The following is a 15,519-nucleotide window of genomic DNA, read 5'->3' on the forward strand; positions in this document are numbered from 1 at the left end:
ATGCCGTTGAGTCTCTGTTTATCAACAGTGACATGGGTATCGGCATCAAGCCAAAAATTCTCTGTATATTCCTGCGATCAATGCAATTTGTTTTGTATCGCAATGACAAGTCAGTGTTTCGCGCTATAACGGACTTAGTCCCGTTGTCAGTGGGGAGGCCGCGCCTGGATGGGGTTGCTGTGCAACGTTTCTCGCATCCTGCGTACACTTGACTTGTTAGTCAGGTTTGAGGGGTTTTGTTATGCAACCCACCAAACACGGCAAATAATGCACGATTTAGGCAGTTTTTGCAAGGGCTTAAAATTCCGTGGGTGTCCCGCATGAATTCGGGTACAATGCGCCTCGTATGAGTGATAATTCTTTTGAAAAAGTACAGTTTGTGCGCATTGATCCGGACCTTGAAGGGCAACGGATAGATAACTTTTTACGGACTTTCCTTAAAGGAGTTCCTAAAAGCCTTATTTATCGTATTTTACGTAAAGGTGAGGTACGGGTTAATAAAAAGCGCGTTAAACCAGAGTACAAGTTACAACCCGACGATGAACTTCGGATCCCACCTGTTCGGGTGTCCAGCCCTGACGCACCACCGTCTACACGTTTGGATAAAGTTGCCCAGCTTGAGCAGCATATTCTGTTTGAAGACAATGTGCTGATTGTGGTCAACAAACCCTCCGGCATGGCGGTTCATGGCGGAAGTGGTCTCAGTTTTGGTGTTATTGAAGCATTGCGCGCCCTGCGACCCGAAGCCAAGTTTCTCGAACTGGTACATCGACTGGACCGGGATACGTCTGGCTGCCTGTTGATTGCCAAGAAACGCAGTGCCCTGAAAAGCCTGCATGAGCAACTGCGTGCCAAGACCGTTGATAAACGCTACCAGGCACTGGTGGCCGGTCATTGGCCGGATAATCGCTTTAAGGTCAAAGCGCCACTGAACAAGAACGTGCTCAAATCCGGCGAACGGATGGTTTCCGTTCACCCTGATGGTAAGCCGTCAGAAACCCGCTATCGCATATTGAACACCTACGCTCATGCGACCCTGGTTGAAGCATCGCCCATTACTGGCAGAACCCATCAGATTCGTGTTCATTGTCTGCACGCCGGTCACCCGATTGCCTGTGATCCGAAATACGGTGATGCCGCGTTCGATGAAATAATGCATCAGGCAGGACTCAACCGGTTATTTTTGCATGCTTACCGTTTGCACTTCGACCACCCTGTAAGTGGCGAGCGTATGACTGTCGAAGCGCCATTGGACAAGGATCTACAAAAGGTCCTTAAGGCACTGTCGTGACCAAACCGGTTATCGTGTTCGACTGGGATGGTACGTTGATGGACAGTGCCGCGAAAATTGTTAAAGCGATGCAAAGGGCCGCCGCAACCTGTCAACAACCGGTGCCCAGTGATTTGGCAGTACGGCAAATTATTGGTATCAGTCTCAAACCCGCCATCGCCCGTTTGTTTTCCCTTGCCGAAGACGACCCGATTGTGACCAAACTGGCTGAAGCCTACAGCGCCGTCTATCTGGAGCTTGATCAACGTCCTTGCCAATTGTTTGATCGGGCCCAATGGCTGTTGAGCACGTTAAAAAGACAGCGTTATCCATTGGCTGTGGCGACCGGCAAAGCCAGACGAGGGTTAAATCGTGCACTTCATCAAAGCGGTATCGGGCATTATTTCAATGAAACAATCTGTGCCGATGAGTCCCGTTCAAAGCCCCATCCACAGATGTTGTTTACTCTTGCCGATCGGTTTGATTGTCAGCCAAATCAGTTACTGATGGTCGGAGATACCACTCATGACATCAACATGGCGCACGCAGCAGGTTGTCCGAGCGTTGCCGTGACCTTTGGTGCGCACCATGCTGACCAACTTGCGGATGTGCGGCCCAACCACATGATCGACACGCTGCCCGAATTGCTGACACGGGTACTGACCCCGGCTACCCATGCAATTAACGGCAGTGCGGGTCAGGGTGATTGATTGAGCGGATAAGCATTCGCCTGCAGTAACAGGTCACATAAGGCCATCATGGGAAGACCAATCAGGGCATTGGGGTCGCGCCCGTCAAAACGCTCAAATAAGGCAATGCCGAGTCCCTCAGATTTAAAACTGCCTGCACAGTCATAAGGTTGTTCGGTGTCCACATAATTGGCGATCTGTGTATCGGTCAACGCACGAAAATGGACCGTGAAAGGTTCCACTGTCGAGTGCACCTGTTGCGTACTGCCGTCAATGACCGCCAGTCCGGTATAGAAGGTAATGGTTTTAGCACTGAATTGTTGTAATTGCGAAATTGCTTTATGGCGATTACCGGGTTTTCCCACCGGAGCGCCGTTGTAACAGGCAACCTGATCGCTACCGATAACCAGGGCATGCGGATACTCAGTTGCCACCGCGCGGGCCTTTTCAATCGCCAGGCGAAGTACCAGAGCTTCAGGGGATTCGCCCGCCTGGGCGGTTTCATCGATATCCGGAGAATGGCAGTCAAAGGGATGCCCCAGACGGGTCAGCAGTGAACGTCGGTAGGGGGATGAAGAGGCGAGGATCCATTGCACGTTTAACAGCTCCGAAAAACAAAATGAAATACGGCGTACAGGGTAGGGAAGTTTATTGCACCATGGCAAACATTTTCTTTGACTCTTGACCCGTCAATCTATATTATGCGCGCCCTATGCAGAAAGTGAAACTGCCTAAGCAGCTCGATCCGTTCAAAAGTGCCATGAAACGCTCTGATTATCAGGGTGTGCTGATGGCCAAGGATATGATCAGGTTAACTGAAGCGGTTGCTGACATTGATGACACCATTGCCGTGGCAGTGAGGTTCGATAAAGACGCGCAGGGTCTGAACTTCTTCCAGGGTACGTTATCAACGTCTGTATCACTCATCTGTCAACGATGTAGCGAGCCTTTTGCTCATCAGATTCACGTGGAGTTCTGTTTCAGTCCAGTGCAGGGAACGGATCAGAATGAAATCGATGAATTACCGGACGGCTACGACCCGGTTGAGGTCAATGACCACGGAGAAATCGATATCATCCAGCTCTTTGAGGATGAATTGCTATTATCGCTGCCTATTGTCGCCCTTCATGCAGAGAAGGATTGCAAGATTGGCCAAGATGATATGCAATACGGTGATGTCGAACCGGACGTAGAACGACCAAACCCTTTCGCGGTTTTGAAAGAACTTAAGCGAGACTAGGAGTAAGTAATGGCTGTACAACAGAATCGTAAAACACGTTCAAAGCGTGGCATGCGCCGTGCGCACGATGCTTTGACTGGTGCGACTTTGTCTGTAGATTCAACATCAGGTGAGACGCACCGTCGTCATCACGTGACTGCTGACGGTTACTACAAAGGCAAGAAAGTCATCGCTGACTAAGACAGCAGTATGACTTCGCGTCATCTAACCATCGCGTTAGATATCATGGGGGGCGATCACGGCCCCCTTGTTACGCTTCCCGCGTCTCTGCGGGCTATTCGCCAATATCCCCATCTGACACTGCTACTGTGCGGTGACGAATCCGTTATTTTACCCCAGCTGGAAAGTCTGACCGACGCTGAACGTCAGCGGGTCGAAATCATTCACACTGAACAGTCCGTTGGTATGGATGAGCTGCCGACCTCCGCATTACGCAATAAAAAGCACAGTAGCATGCGACGTATGCTGGAATTGGTCGAGCAGGGCCAGGCAGATGCTTGCGTCAGTGCCGGTAATACTGGTGCACTGCTGGCCATGTCTTACTACGTGTTAAAAACGCTTCCAGGTATCGATCGCCCGGCACTGATTTCCTCGTTGCCCACTGCCAGCCATAAAAAAGTGTATCTGCTCGATTTGGGCGCCAATGTGAACTGTGATTCTCAGACTCTGTTTCAGTATGCGGTGATGGGCGCGGTGCAGGCAGAGCAGGTATCGGGCATCACGGCGCCGCGGGTGGCGTTGCTGAATGTGGGCGAAGAGCAAATTAAAGGTAACGATGTGGTCAAAGCGACCGCTCATTTGCTCAGTGAAACGCCGGGTATCAACTATATTGGTTATGTAGAAGGCAATGATATTTTCACCGACGCTGCCGATGTTGTCGTCACCGACGGTTTTGTGGGGAATATCGCGCTGAAATCTTGTGAAGGACTCGGCAAACTGGTGATCAACGAAGTGAAGCGGGTGTCTGAGCAAAATATCTTTACCCGCATCATGGCAAAAATAGCGCTACCACTGCTGCGAAAAATCTATTCACGTGTGAACCCCGACCAGTACAACGGGGCGAGTCTGATAGGATTGCGCGGAATTGTGGTGAAGAGCCATGGAAACGCCAAAAGTGACGCTTTCTTGTATGCAATACGAGAAGCCATGCAGGAAGTGGAACGGCAGGTTCCAACCAAAATAAAAGATAAAATTGAAGCCGTTTTAATGGAGCGCCCCTAACGCATGTATTCAAAAATTATAGGCACTGGTAGCTACTATCCCGAAGAAATTCGCAGCAATGCAGATCTCGAAACCATGGTTGATACGTCTGATGAGTGGATCACGGATCGTACTGGTATCAAAGAGCGTCGCATCATCGGCAAGGATGAGACCGCAGCAACCATGGGTACCCAGGCAAGCCTAAAAGCGTTGGAAGCCGCCGGCATTGATAAATCAGAGCTGGACATGATCGTGTGTGCAACCACCAGTGGTCGCTACTCACTGCCCAGCACCGCCTGTGAAATTCAAAAAGAACTGGATATTGATGGCATCCCGGCGTTTGACGTTGCCGCGGCGTGTGCCGGCTTTTGTTATGCCCTGAGTGTGGCTGATCAGTATATTAAGTCGGGTATGGCGAAACGCATTCTGGTGATAGGCACCGACTGCCTGTCACGTCTGATCGACCCCAATGATCGCACCATGGTGATCTTGTTTGGAGATGCTGCCGGTGCGGTGATCATTGAAGCCAGTGAAGAACCCGGCATTCTGTCTACCCATATTCACGCTGCCGGCTCATATGGCGACCTGTTGTATGTTGGCAATCCGGAGCGGGGTAATGAGCAGTCTGTTCATGAAAACTGGGGTGTCATGCGCGGAAATGAAGTGTTCAAGGTCGCTGTGACAAAACTCAGTGAAGTGGTAGAACAGACCCTGGCTGCCAATAACATGCAAAAATCGGATCTTGACTGGTTGGTTCCCCATCAGGCCAATTTCCGCATCATTAAAGCGACCGCCAAAAAACTGGACATGTCGCTGGATCAGGTCGTACTGACCCTCGAACAGTACGGCAATACCTCCGCGGCCACCGTACCAACTGCGTTAGATACTGCCATTCGTGATGGACGTATCAAGCGCGGGCAACATCTGTTGCTCGAAGCGTTTGGCGGTGGTTTTGCCTGGGCATCAGCCCTGGTGCGTTACTGATCCTAACATCCCAATAAGAAAAGACAGGAAACAACATGAGTGAATTGGCATATGTGTTCCCAGGACAGGGATCACAATCTGTGGGTATGCTGGCAGAGTTTGCGGCACAATTTCCCATTGTAGAACAAACCTTCGCCGAGGCATCTTCAGTACTGGGCTACGATTTGTGGCAATTGGTCCAAAGCGATGCAGAAGGCAAGCTGAATCAAACTCAAATCACCCAACCCGCATTGTTGGCAGCCAGTGTTGCCGTGTGGCGTGTACTCGAACAAAGCGGGGCACAAAAACCGGCAGTACTGGCAGGACACAGCCTGGGTGAATACTCTGCCTTGGTGTGTGCTGGTGTTTTATCTTTTGAAGACGGTATCAAACTGGTTGAAGCCCGTGGTCAGTTTATGCAATCCGCCGTGCCAGCGGGCAGTGGTGCAATGTATGCCATCATTGGCCTGGATGACAATGTGGTGGGTGACGTTTGTGCCCGTATCAGTAATGATACTGGTGAGGTCGTTGCGCCAGTGAACTACAATTCGCCGGGACAGGTCGTCATTGCTGGCCAGAAAGAGGCCGTCGAGGCTGCAGGCGTGGCTTGCAAAGACGCCGGTGCGAAGCGCGCGCTACCTTTGTCAGTCAGTGTGCCGTCCCATTGTGCATTAATGAAGCCTGCTGCTGAACAACTTGCAGCATTGCTGGACAAAACCACCTTTAATCAACCTGTCATCCCGGTGATCAACAATGTCGACGTGGCAAAACCTGATGAGCCTGCGGCGATAAAAGATGCGCTGGTCCGACAGTTGTACAGTCCGGTTCGCTGGACCGAAACGGTACAGGCACTGGTTGCCAGTGGCGTAACGGAATGCTGGGAAGTGGGTCCGGGCAAAGTGTTAACGGGCCTGGCAAAACGAATTGATAAAGGTGTAGCGGCGAAAGCCATCAATACACCGGCAGATCTGGTATAACAAAAAAGGTACATAAACGTATGTTTACACTGGAAGGGAAAATTGCCCTGGTCACCGGCGCTAGTCGTGGCATCGGACGTGCAATCGCTGAAACCCTGGTTAAGCAGGGCGCAACCGTGATCGGTACTGCGACGACACAAAATGGCGCAGACAACATCTCAGAATATCTTGGCGAAAACGGCAAAGGCATGGCGCTGAATGTCACTGAACCCGGTGCGATTGACGCGCTGATGGATGCGGTAAAAGAACAGTTCGGTGATGTGGATATTCTGGTGAATAACGCCGGTATCACACGGGACAACTTGCTGATGCGGATGAAGGATGAAGAGTGGGATGCCATCATCGCCACAAACCTGACGGCAATTTTTAAATTGTCTAAAGCGGTTTTACGCGGCATGATGAAGAAACGTCAGGGTCGCATTATCAGTGTTGGCTCGGTTGTTGGCTGTGCCGGAAATGCGGGTCAGGCGAACTATGCCGCGGCAAAAGCCGGTGTCATCGGGTTCAGCAAATCCATGGCTCGGGAAGTGGCTTCCCGAGGCATTACGGTGAATGTAGTAGCCCCAGGTTTTATTGATACTGATATGACACAGGTCTTGTCAGATGAACAAAAAGCCGCCATCTTTAAAGACGTACCGGCCAACCGCTTAGGGCGCCCGGAAGAGATTGCTGCTTCGGTGGCCTTTTTAGCCAGTGAAAGTGCTGCTTATATCACCGGCGAAACACTCCATGTAAATGGTGGTATGTATATGAATTAATTGCATTTTCACATCAGGTTACGGTTTGTGCTTGAATGTAAAAATGGAGTTGATTAGACTTTTTTAATCGGGTGGTTTGACCAGAAAAAAACATGGCAACGCTACTTGCATGCTTGAATTAAGCTGAATAGACTACTCGCAAATTTACCTCTAGCGACTTATAGGGAAAACTAGAAAATGAGTAACATCGAAGAACGCGTAAAAAAGATCATCGTCGAGCAACTGGGCGTTAAAGAAGAAGAAGTAAAAGCCGAAGCGTCATTTGTCGATGATTTGGGCGCCGATTCACTGGACACCGTTGAACTGGTAATGGCTCTGGAAGAAGAATTCGACACAGAAATCCCAGACGAAGAAGCGGAGAAAATCACTACCGTTCAGTCTGCGATCGACTACATTAACGCGAACAAAGACGCGTAATACATTTCTTCAAAACGGCTCTCTGTTCAGAGGGCCGTTTTCCTTTACCTGTCCCATAATCCTTTAATGTGTTTGATGCGGAGGCCATTGTGTCCAAACGTCGCGTTGTAGTAACCGGTCTTGGCATGCTTTCGCCACTGGGCAATGATGTTACTTCCACCTGGGATAACATCCTGCAAGGTAACAGTGGCATAGGTCCAATTACCACCATCGACGCCAGTGAGTTTTCTACCCGGTTTGCCGGTGAAGTGAAAAACTTTGATGTCGAGGCATACATCCCCAAAAAAGAAACCAAAAAGATGGATAAGTTTATCCAGTTTGGTATCGCTACCGGCAAACAGGCATTGGCCGATTCCGGTTTGCAAATCACTGAGCAAAATGCCAGCCGTGTGGGTGTTTCCATCGGCTCGGGTATCGGTGGTTTGGGGTTAATTGAAGAAAACCACAAAAAATTGATGGAAAGCGGCCCACGCAAGATTTCGCCTTTTTTCGTGCCGGCGACCATTACCAATATGATTTCCGGGTTTCTGTCGATCATGGAAGGGCTTAAAGGTCCTAACCTGAATATCGTCACAGCCTGTACAACAGGTGTGCACAACATTGGTGTGGCAGCACGAACGATTGCTTATGGCGATGCTGATGCCATGCTGGCAGGTGGTGCAGAATCATCAATCACGCCGCTGGGTTTGGGAGGCTTTGCCGCCGCCCGTGCGCTCAGTAGTCGTAACGATGCCCCTCAACAAGCCAGTCGTCCATGGGATAAAGATCGTGACGGATTTGTCATGGGCGAAGGTGCGGGTGTGGTGATGCTTGAAGAATACGAGCACGCGAAAGCCCGTGGCGCGCATATTTATGCCGAATTGGTTGGTTTTGGTATGAGCGGTGACGCCTACCACATGACATCACCGCCGGCTGATGGTCAGGGCGCAGCAGCGGCGATGCAAAACGCCATCAATGATGCTGGTATTGCCCTTGAAGAGGTTGGCTATATCAACGCACATGGCACCTCGACGCCGGCCGGAGACATTGCCGAAGTCAATGCAATACGTGCAATCTTTGGTCAGCATGCCGATAATCTGTTGGTCAGTTCCACCAAATCCATGACAGGTCACCTGTTGGGGGCCGCGGGTTCTGTGGAGGCAATATTCACTGTTCTTGCCTTGCGGGATCGCATCGCACCGCCAACCATTAACCTGGATGAACCCGGTGAGGGCTGTGACTTGGATTTTGTGCCGAATAAGGCCAAAGGGTTCGAACAAGACATTGCCATTTGCAATTCTTTCGGGTTCGGTGGCACTAACGGAAGCCTGGTGTTTAAACGAATTTAACCCCAGTGGCTTTTTTCGACGCATAGAAAAGCCTATCATGCTGAATGATAGGCTTTTTTTATTTTTTACATGCAGGTCCGAATGAGCAACATACAGTTGGCAACCTCAACACAAAATGCCTGGGCACTCGACAGGGGGTTGCACTTTGGCGATGGTCATTTCACCACTGCCCGTGTCATGGGGGGTGAAATTGAGCTGTTAGCGGATCATTTACAACGCCTCAAGAGGGGCTGTGAACGCCTTGGGATTGGTTTTGTCGATTGGCAGCCCTTAGTCCTGGCCATGAACCAACAAGCTGACGCGTTAGGTGAGGGCGTGTTAAAGGTCGTGGTCACCCGCGGGAGCGGGGGACGGGGGTATGATCCAGCGGGTGCGAAGGAACCTCAGGCAATCATTTCAACCCATCCCAGCCCTGCGCACTACGAGGTGTGGCGAGCCCAGGGTATAGGTGTCGGTATCAGTGCGGTTACGTTGGGGCATCAGCCACTCCTTGCCGGGTTGAAGCACCTCAATCGGTTGGAGCAAGTGCTGATAAAGCAACACCTAAGCACGACGACATTCGATGATGTATTGGTGTGTGATCAACACAACAAGGTTATCGAGGCATCCGCAGCCAATGTGCTGGTTTGTGACAGCAACGGTGTCTGGAAAACGCCTTTGTTGTCAGAATGCGGCGTCGAAGGGGTTATGCGTAACCATTTAATCGCACTAGCGGCCGCCAATGGTATCTGTATCGAGCAACAACCGCTGAGTTTGGATTCGCTGAGCAATGCGAAAGCGCTGTTTCTGACAAACTGTCTGATGATTGCAGTACCGGTTGTCCAGTTACACGCAGGCGCAAAGGTTTTTGAACTTGATTCGCTGTCAGTCGCGGTGCCATGGAGAAGTAACGGATGATCAGACGGCTTATTTTCGGTTTATTCACGATTGGATTGGTGATTGTTGCCGCTGGTGCCTGGTGGGTGTCTGAACAATGGGAAAAGCCCATGGCCGTTAACAAACCGGAATTGTTCACCGTGCAACAAGGCGACTCGGCACATCGTATTCTGCAGCGGCTGAGGTCGCAGGGGTTTATTCAACAACACTTACCGTACCGTATACTGCTCAAGGTTCACCCGGACTTGTCTCATGTTCAAACCGGGACCTATGAATTGACACCGCAAATGACGGTTCGTGAAGCCCTGCTAATGATCCATAACGGGCAGGAAAAGCAGTTTGACGTGTCACTGGTAGAGGGGTTGCGTTGGCAAGAGTGGATAACCCAGTTGAATCAACACCCCCATTTAAAAGCGTCAGAACTGTCGATGCAGGAATGGGTTGCCCGTCTCGATCCCGGGCTTCCTGGTCAGCATCTGGAAGGATGGTTAATGCCTGACACTTATCACGTCACCCACGGTACGTCTGTTGAAAACGTTGTACACAGGGCTTATCAAGCGATGCACGCCTATTTGCACGATGCCTGGGCGCAGCGAGACGTTGACCTGCCTTTGGAGACCCCTTACCAGGCGTTGATCCTGGCGTCCATTGTTGAAAAGGAAACCGGGCTGGCCAGTGAACGCCCTTTGATTGCGGGCGTGTTTACCAACCGATTGCGCCAGAATATGCGCCTGCAGACAGACCCGACCGTTATTTATGGCATGGGGGAGCGGTTTGACGGTAATATACGCCGCCGCGATTTACGCGAGAAAACCCCGTACAATACGTATGTGATCCGTGGATTGCCACCGACACCCATCGCGATGCCGAGCAAAGCAGCCATTGATGCGGTTATGCATCCACAACAAACCTCAGCGGTGTATTTCGTTGCAAAAGGGGACGGCAGTCACGTGTTTTCAGACACACTGGAGCAACATAATGCGGCAGTGCGGCGATATCAGTTAAAGCAAGGGCAGTAAATGAAAGGCAAATTTATCGTCATCGAAGGGCTGGAAGGTGCCGGAAAAAGCAGTGCAATTGCGTGCATAAAAGCGCTGATCAGTGCGCGCGGTATTGACGTTGTCACCACACGGGAACCCGGTGGTACACCAATGGCCGAAGCTATCCGGGAATGTGTCAAGCATCCCTGGCAAGAGGACGTTGCCGTAGAGACGGAGTTGATGTTGATGTATGCCGCGCGAGCCCAGCTACTCAACAATGTCGTTTGGCCCGCCCTGGCGCGTGGAAGCTGGGTTATCGGCGATCGCCATGACTGGTCTTCATTGGCTTACCAGGGGGGTGGGAGAGAGATCCCGGATGCGATCATCGAACCGCTTAGAACAATCACCCTTAAAGGCTTTTGCGCTGATTTGACCTTGTACCTTGATGTCGATCCTGCCAAAGGGTTACAGCGCGCAGCGACACGAGGGGCGCTGGACAGAATTGAACTCGAGAAACTGTCGTTTTTTGAGCGCACCCGGGCCCGTTACCTGGCGTTGGCAGAAGCCGACCCGAATGCTGTGGTGATCGACAGTATGCAACCGATGGAAAGGGTCCATCGTGACGTTGAACAGCACATCAATAGCTTCATGGATAACCATGTACCCCTGGCTTGAAGACGCTCTGGCTCAGTTGGCAAGCCGCGCAGTTCAGCAGACGCTGCATCACGGTTTATTGATCTGTGGTGGCCCCCAAACCGGTAAACGTGCACTGGCGCAGGCCCTGAGCGGTGTATTGTTGTGTCAGCGACCTGACGGTAACGGTCCTTGTGGAGCCTGTCAGGGGTGTCAGTTATTTTCCGCTCAATCGCATCCCGATGCGCATACCATTGAGTCGGAAAAACAGATTGGGGTAGATGCGATCCGCGATGCCATCAATAAACTGTCAGGAACAGCACAGTTATCGGGCAACAAAGTGCTGACCATTGTTGATGCCGATACCATGACCGAATCAGCGGCCAATGCGCTGTTGAAAACACTCGAAGAACCCACCTCGAAAACCTATTTATTATTGCTGTGCAGTGCACCACAACGGCTGCCGGCGACCATCCTGTCCCGTTGCGAGCGATTTACCGTGACGTTGCCAAGCAGTGAGCAAGCGCTGGCGTTTCTGGCTCAGCAAGGGGTGTCTTGTGATGCAGCGACGTTGCGATTTTTTAACGACTCGCCACTGGCCGTATTGGCTGCTGATCGGGACAAGCAACGCTTTCCAGCCGATCTGTTCAATGATCTTAGGCAACTGCAAGCACGACAACTCAGTGCGATGGCTGTGGCTGAGTCCTGGCAGGAGGACGCCGAGCGGATGGTGCACTGGATACAACGTATGGTGGTTGATGGACTCAACACATCTGCTTCGGATGAGACATTGCTCACGTTTTATCGCCAATGTACACAGGCGATAGAGCGGATCAGGCAATCGGGTACAAACAAAGGGCTGCTGTTGCAAGGTCTGCTGATCGCGTTAGCAGAGGGCCCATTACACGCACTATTGAAGGAGGATAACCTTGCTGGTTGATTCACATTGTCATCTGGACCGTCTTGATATGGACGACGAAACCTTGGCGCAAACCATTGCATTTGCCAGACAGCGCGGCGTCGAGCACTTCTTGTGCGTTGCTGTATCGGTGGACAGTTTTACTGCCATGCATGATCGGGTTGCCCGGTTTGATGATGTGTCAATGTCCTGTGGGGTGCATCCACTGCATCAGGATGAAGCCTGTGACAAACAAACACTTCTGGAAGCCGCCCGCCATCCGCGTGTGGTTGCCATTGGCGAAACCGGACTCGATTATCACTATAGCGCCAATACCAAATCCGTTCAGCTTACCTCCTTTGTTGACCACATTGACGTGGCCAATACGCTGTCTAAACCGCTGATCATACATACCCGAGAAGCCAAACAGGACACGCTTTCATTGCTTAAGGCACATAAAGCAGATAACACGCAGGGTGTGCTGCATTGTTTTACCGAAGATTTGGACATGGCCACCCAGGCGATGGATCTTGGCATGTACATTTCCATATCCGGGATTGTGACATTCCACTCAGCTGACCAATTGCGCGATGTGGTGCGTCATGTGCCATTGGATCGCTTACTGGTAGAAACCGACTCTCCCTGGCTTGCGCCTGTTCCCTACCGTGGTAAGCAAAACCAACCCGGTTATGTCAGGGAAGTGGCTGAGTACGTTGCTGATCTCAAAGGTGTCACTCTGGATGCGCTGGCTAGCGCAACAACAGACAACTTTTACCGTTTATTTTCGCTCGCGGGCAAGGCATAAAAAAACCGGGCAATTGCCCGGTTTTTTATTCGCACTTTGTCACTTCACCCTTTAGGGTTGATATGACGCTTGCAAGGTTACACCAGAGTAGGTTTGGTAGGCGCGAACACCGAAATGCCAGGTGCCCGCCTGAGGATTGGTGAAAGTACAGACCTCTTCATTACCCGATTCGTAGGGACGGCAGTCGTAGCTGCTGGTCGTAGGCTGGCTACCGAAACGTACGTAAAGGTCCGCATCACCGGTACCACCCGTGATCACAACACTCAGCTGCGACATGCCTGCTGGAACATCCCAGGTATAGTGGTTCCAGTTGTTGCGTGAGGCCGAGATATCAGTCACTTCGGCGGTTGCTCCTTGACCACCGGTTCCGCCACCTGTGCTGCCTTCGGTGTAGCTACCCACCAGCTCAACACCGGAAAAGGCAGAGTAACCCAATACTTTCACATAGTAGGTTCCTTCAGAAGGTGTTGCGAAGTTACAGACTTCGTTGTTGCCCGTCTCGTAGGGACGGCAATCATAGGTCGTTGTGGTTGGCTCACTGCCAAAACGCACATACATGTCTGCGTCACCGGTACCACCGGACATGGTAAAGCTCAGATCCGTTGCATTTGCCGGTACATTCATGACGTAGTTCAGTGCTGCGTCCTTCGCACCAGACAAGCCGGTTTCGGCCACGTTGTTGGCCAGGGTTTCAGTACCGCCACCGGTACCACCACCGCCACCAGTGCCTGCACAGTTGCTGGCCATGTAATTAGACGCAGCCTGTGTTTGCACCATACCGTAGCCAGTACGGTTGTCGCGACCGGCCGTGTCGAGATCATCGGCCGTAGCTGCCAATGCTGCGCGCACTTCCTGGGCGGTACAGGTTGGGTTTTTACTCCATGCCAAAGCGGCTACGCCAGAAACGTGTGGTGTCGCCATTGATGTGCCGTTGTAATAGGCATAATCAGTATTGGCAGCAACCTGCAATGTCGCATTGGTACCCGCTGCAGCGACCAGGGATTGGCCCAGTGTGCGGTTAACAGATACGGTGGGAACATCAACCGCTTGGTTAGCGTCGACCAGGAATGGGTTCTGTAAACCCGGGCGTTCGGTGTTGCTGTAAACCACTACGCCGGAAGCACCTGCATTGGCGCACGCTTCTGCCGGGTCTACCTCTGGATAGGAACTGCCTGACTGATTGGCATGACGTTCCGCAACACAAATTTTGCCTGACATGTCGCCACACGAGTAGCTGCTTCCCGAGCGACTACACGCGGCCAATACGCCAGACACGGTACCATTGACATTACTAATGGCATAGCTGCTACCACTGGGTACATAACGGCTTTGTGGCAATACCCGATCATCACCGGTGGTTGAACCATTAAAGGTGATATAGCCTTGGCGACCATCGCCAACACCAACGGTAGACAGAATAGCTTCACCCGGACCGGACAGTTCTACCTGGCTGGTGTACTGGGAAAACTCGGCATGCTTGCCTGACTCATCAACCGCTGCAACTGAAATGACAGAGTCATAAGAAGCAGGGTAGCTGTGCGTGTTGTCACCGTCGTTACCTGCAGCGGCAATTAACAACATACCGTCGTCATAAAAACCTTGCAGGCTGTTGCGCTCTGACGTCGAAGAACTCGCGCCACCCAGCGACATATTGACCACATTGCTGCCTGCGTTCTGACATTTTTGAATTGCACCAACCAGATCGGTACTGTAGGCCCAGCCACTTTCATTAAACACTTTAATGATGTGTAGATTTACGTTTTGATTTGGCAATACGCCGACGACGCCCTGGGTATTGTTAACCGCCGCAATTGTACCGGCGACATGGGTTCCGTGAGAACCACCCGGAGTTGACCAACTACCCGTTCCGCTATCGTTGGTACCGCTCACCTGGTTGTTAGCAAGATCCGGGTTAGAGATGTCATAACCTGAATCAATGATACAAACGTTCATGTTGCCAGCTTCATTATCTGACACCAAATCGCCTTGTACTGCACCAATTCCCCAAGGTTGCATTTCCGCCATGGGATAACGGCGAGGATCGGCTTCTGCACCTTTTACGCCTTTATGCTTGGCAAGCTTGGCCGTCAGCATTTTTACCGCTTTCAGATCCATTTCGTTGCCAAGACCCATAACGACGCGGTTACCATCCAGGCCTTTACGTGCTTTTAACGTAACACCTGCCTGACGAGACAATTCGCCCATGACATTCATTTCACCGGCTTTTGCCATACTGGCGGGTAACATACCCAGCGCTGCTTTGGCAGCTTTTTCGCTGGCAAAGGTAACAACAATCTGGTCGGTTACATCGGCATAGCGCTGGTGACGTTGTTGATCTCGCCATTCTCCGAACGACAAAGGCGCGTCTGCGTCTTTAGTGTTGTGTGGAACGGACTTCAAGACGGGTGAAGCATTGGCTGACAGGCCTGTAAGCACAGCAATAGCCGCACCACTTAAGGCGAGTTTTTTGGTTAGTTTCATTTTC

The 15,519-nt window shown here is 51.4% G+C and carries 17 protein-coding genes; 15 read left to right on the forward strand and 2 right to left on the reverse strand.

Annotation, left to right across the window (positions count from 1 at the left end):
• Positions 1 to 346: 346 nt before the first annotated feature.
• Together rluC and LJ739_RS05145 are read left to right on the forward strand one after the other, a co-directional pair.
• Positions 347 to 1,291, forward strand: a complete 945-nt coding sequence (gene rluC, locus LJ739_RS05140) for a 23S rRNA pseudouridine(955/2504/2580) synthase RluC (protein ID WP_229157679.1) — start codon at positions 347 to 349, stop codon at positions 1,289 to 1,291.
• Positions 1,288 to 1,980 (forward strand): HAD family hydrolase, encoded by a 693-nt coding sequence (locus tag LJ739_RS05145; RefSeq protein ID WP_229157681.1) that lies wholly within the window; start codon positions 1,288 to 1,290, stop codon positions 1,978 to 1,980. Before rluC ends, LJ739_RS05145 begins: the two co-directional genes overlap by 4 nt.
• On the opposite strand, the gene LJ739_RS05150 is transcribed toward LJ739_RS05145, so the two are convergent.
• Complete coding sequence (locus tag LJ739_RS05150; RefSeq protein ID WP_229159439.1) at positions 1,968 to 2,564, reverse strand: Maf family protein; 597 nt, start codon at positions 2,562 to 2,564, stop codon at positions 1,968 to 1,970. The genes LJ739_RS05145 and LJ739_RS05150 overlap by 13 nt on opposite strands.
• A gap of 107 nt (positions 2,565 to 2,671) precedes the next feature.
• Here LJ739_RS05150 and yceD point away from each other — a divergent pair, with 107 nt between their 5' ends.
• The 13 genes from yceD (at position 2,672) to LJ739_RS05215 (ending at position 13,034) form a co-directional block, all read left to right on the forward strand.
• Positions 2,672 to 3,199 carry a 23S rRNA accumulation protein YceD gene (gene yceD / locus LJ739_RS05155; RefSeq protein WP_229157683.1) on the forward strand — a complete coding sequence of 176 codons (528 nt, stop codon included), beginning with the start codon at positions 2,672 to 2,674 and terminating at the stop codon, positions 3,197 to 3,199.
• Positions 3,200 to 3,208: 9 nt separating this feature from the next.
• Positions 3,209 to 3,379 carry a 50S ribosomal protein L32 gene (gene rpmF, locus LJ739_RS05160; RefSeq protein WP_229157685.1) on the forward strand — a complete coding sequence of 57 codons (171 nt, stop codon included), beginning with the start codon at positions 3,209 to 3,211 and terminating at the stop codon, positions 3,377 to 3,379.
• 9 nt (positions 3,380 to 3,388) lie between these two features.
• The gene (gene plsX, locus LJ739_RS05165) at positions 3,389 to 4,420 is read left to right on the forward strand and encodes a phosphate acyltransferase PlsX (protein WP_229157698.1); all 1,032 of its coding nucleotides are present in this window, start codon (positions 3,389 to 3,391) and stop codon (positions 4,418 to 4,420) included.
• A gap of 3 nt (positions 4,421 to 4,423) precedes the next feature.
• Positions 4,424 to 5,383: a beta-ketoacyl-ACP synthase III gene (locus LJ739_RS05170; protein WP_229157700.1), complete on the forward strand. Its 960-nt coding sequence runs from the start codon at positions 4,424 to 4,426 to the stop codon at positions 5,381 to 5,383.
• 35 nt (positions 5,384 to 5,418) lie between these two features.
• The gene (fabD, locus tag LJ739_RS05175) at positions 5,419 to 6,339 is read left to right on the forward strand and encodes an ACP S-malonyltransferase (RefSeq protein WP_229157702.1); all 921 of its coding nucleotides are present in this window, start codon (positions 5,419 to 5,421) and stop codon (positions 6,337 to 6,339) included.
• Positions 6,340 to 6,359: 20 nt separating this feature from the next.
• Positions 6,360 to 7,097 carry a 3-oxoacyl-ACP reductase FabG gene (gene fabG, locus LJ739_RS05180; protein ID WP_229157704.1) on the forward strand — a complete coding sequence of 246 codons (738 nt, stop codon included), beginning with the start codon at positions 6,360 to 6,362 and terminating at the stop codon, positions 7,095 to 7,097.
• A gap of 177 nt (positions 7,098 to 7,274) precedes the next feature.
• On the forward strand, positions 7,275 to 7,514 hold the full coding sequence (gene acpP, locus LJ739_RS05185) for an acyl carrier protein (RefSeq protein WP_012518211.1): 240 nt from the start codon (positions 7,275 to 7,277) through the stop codon (positions 7,512 to 7,514).
• A gap of 89 nt (positions 7,515 to 7,603) precedes the next feature.
• The gene (fabF, locus tag LJ739_RS05190; protein WP_229157707.1) at positions 7,604 to 8,842 is read left to right on the forward strand and encodes a beta-ketoacyl-ACP synthase II; all 1,239 of its coding nucleotides are present in this window, start codon (positions 7,604 to 7,606) and stop codon (positions 8,840 to 8,842) included.
• An 81-nt stretch (positions 8,843 to 8,923) separates the two neighbouring features.
• Complete coding sequence (pabC, locus tag LJ739_RS05195; protein WP_229157709.1) at positions 8,924 to 9,739, forward strand: aminodeoxychorismate lyase; 816 nt, start codon at positions 8,924 to 8,926, stop codon at positions 9,737 to 9,739.
• Positions 9,736 to 10,737 carry an endolytic transglycosylase MltG gene (gene mltG, locus LJ739_RS05200; protein ID WP_229157712.1) on the forward strand — a complete coding sequence of 334 codons (1,002 nt, stop codon included), beginning with the start codon at positions 9,736 to 9,738 and terminating at the stop codon, positions 10,735 to 10,737. Before pabC ends, mltG begins: the two co-directional genes overlap by 4 nt.
• Complete coding sequence (gene tmk / locus LJ739_RS05205) at positions 10,738 to 11,373, forward strand: dTMP kinase (RefSeq protein WP_229157714.1); 636 nt, start codon at positions 10,738 to 10,740, stop codon at positions 11,371 to 11,373.
• Positions 11,357 to 12,271: an AAA family ATPase gene (locus LJ739_RS05210; RefSeq protein ID WP_229157716.1), complete on the forward strand. Its 915-nt coding sequence runs from the start codon at positions 11,357 to 11,359 to the stop codon at positions 12,269 to 12,271. Before tmk ends, LJ739_RS05210 begins: the two co-directional genes overlap by 17 nt.
• Positions 12,261 to 13,034, forward strand: coding sequence for a TatD family hydrolase (locus LJ739_RS05215; RefSeq protein WP_229157728.1), 774 nt, complete (start codon positions 12,261 to 12,263; stop codon positions 13,032 to 13,034). The genes LJ739_RS05210 and LJ739_RS05215 overlap by 11 nt, the downstream gene beginning before the upstream one ends.
• A gap of 51 nt (positions 13,035 to 13,085) precedes the next feature.
• Here LJ739_RS05215 and LJ739_RS19120 read toward each other — a convergent pair whose 3' ends face one another.
• Positions 13,086 to 15,515 carry a S8 family serine peptidase gene (locus LJ739_RS19120; RefSeq protein WP_324254897.1) on the reverse strand — a complete coding sequence of 810 codons (2,430 nt, stop codon included), beginning with the start codon at positions 15,513 to 15,515 and terminating at the stop codon, positions 13,086 to 13,088.
• Positions 15,516 to 15,519 lie beyond the last annotated feature (4 nt).

Source organism: Fluctibacter halophilus, assembly GCF_020687825.1.
Taxonomy (GTDB): Bacteria; Pseudomonadota; Gammaproteobacteria; order Enterobacterales; family Alteromonadaceae; genus Fluctibacter; species Fluctibacter halophilus.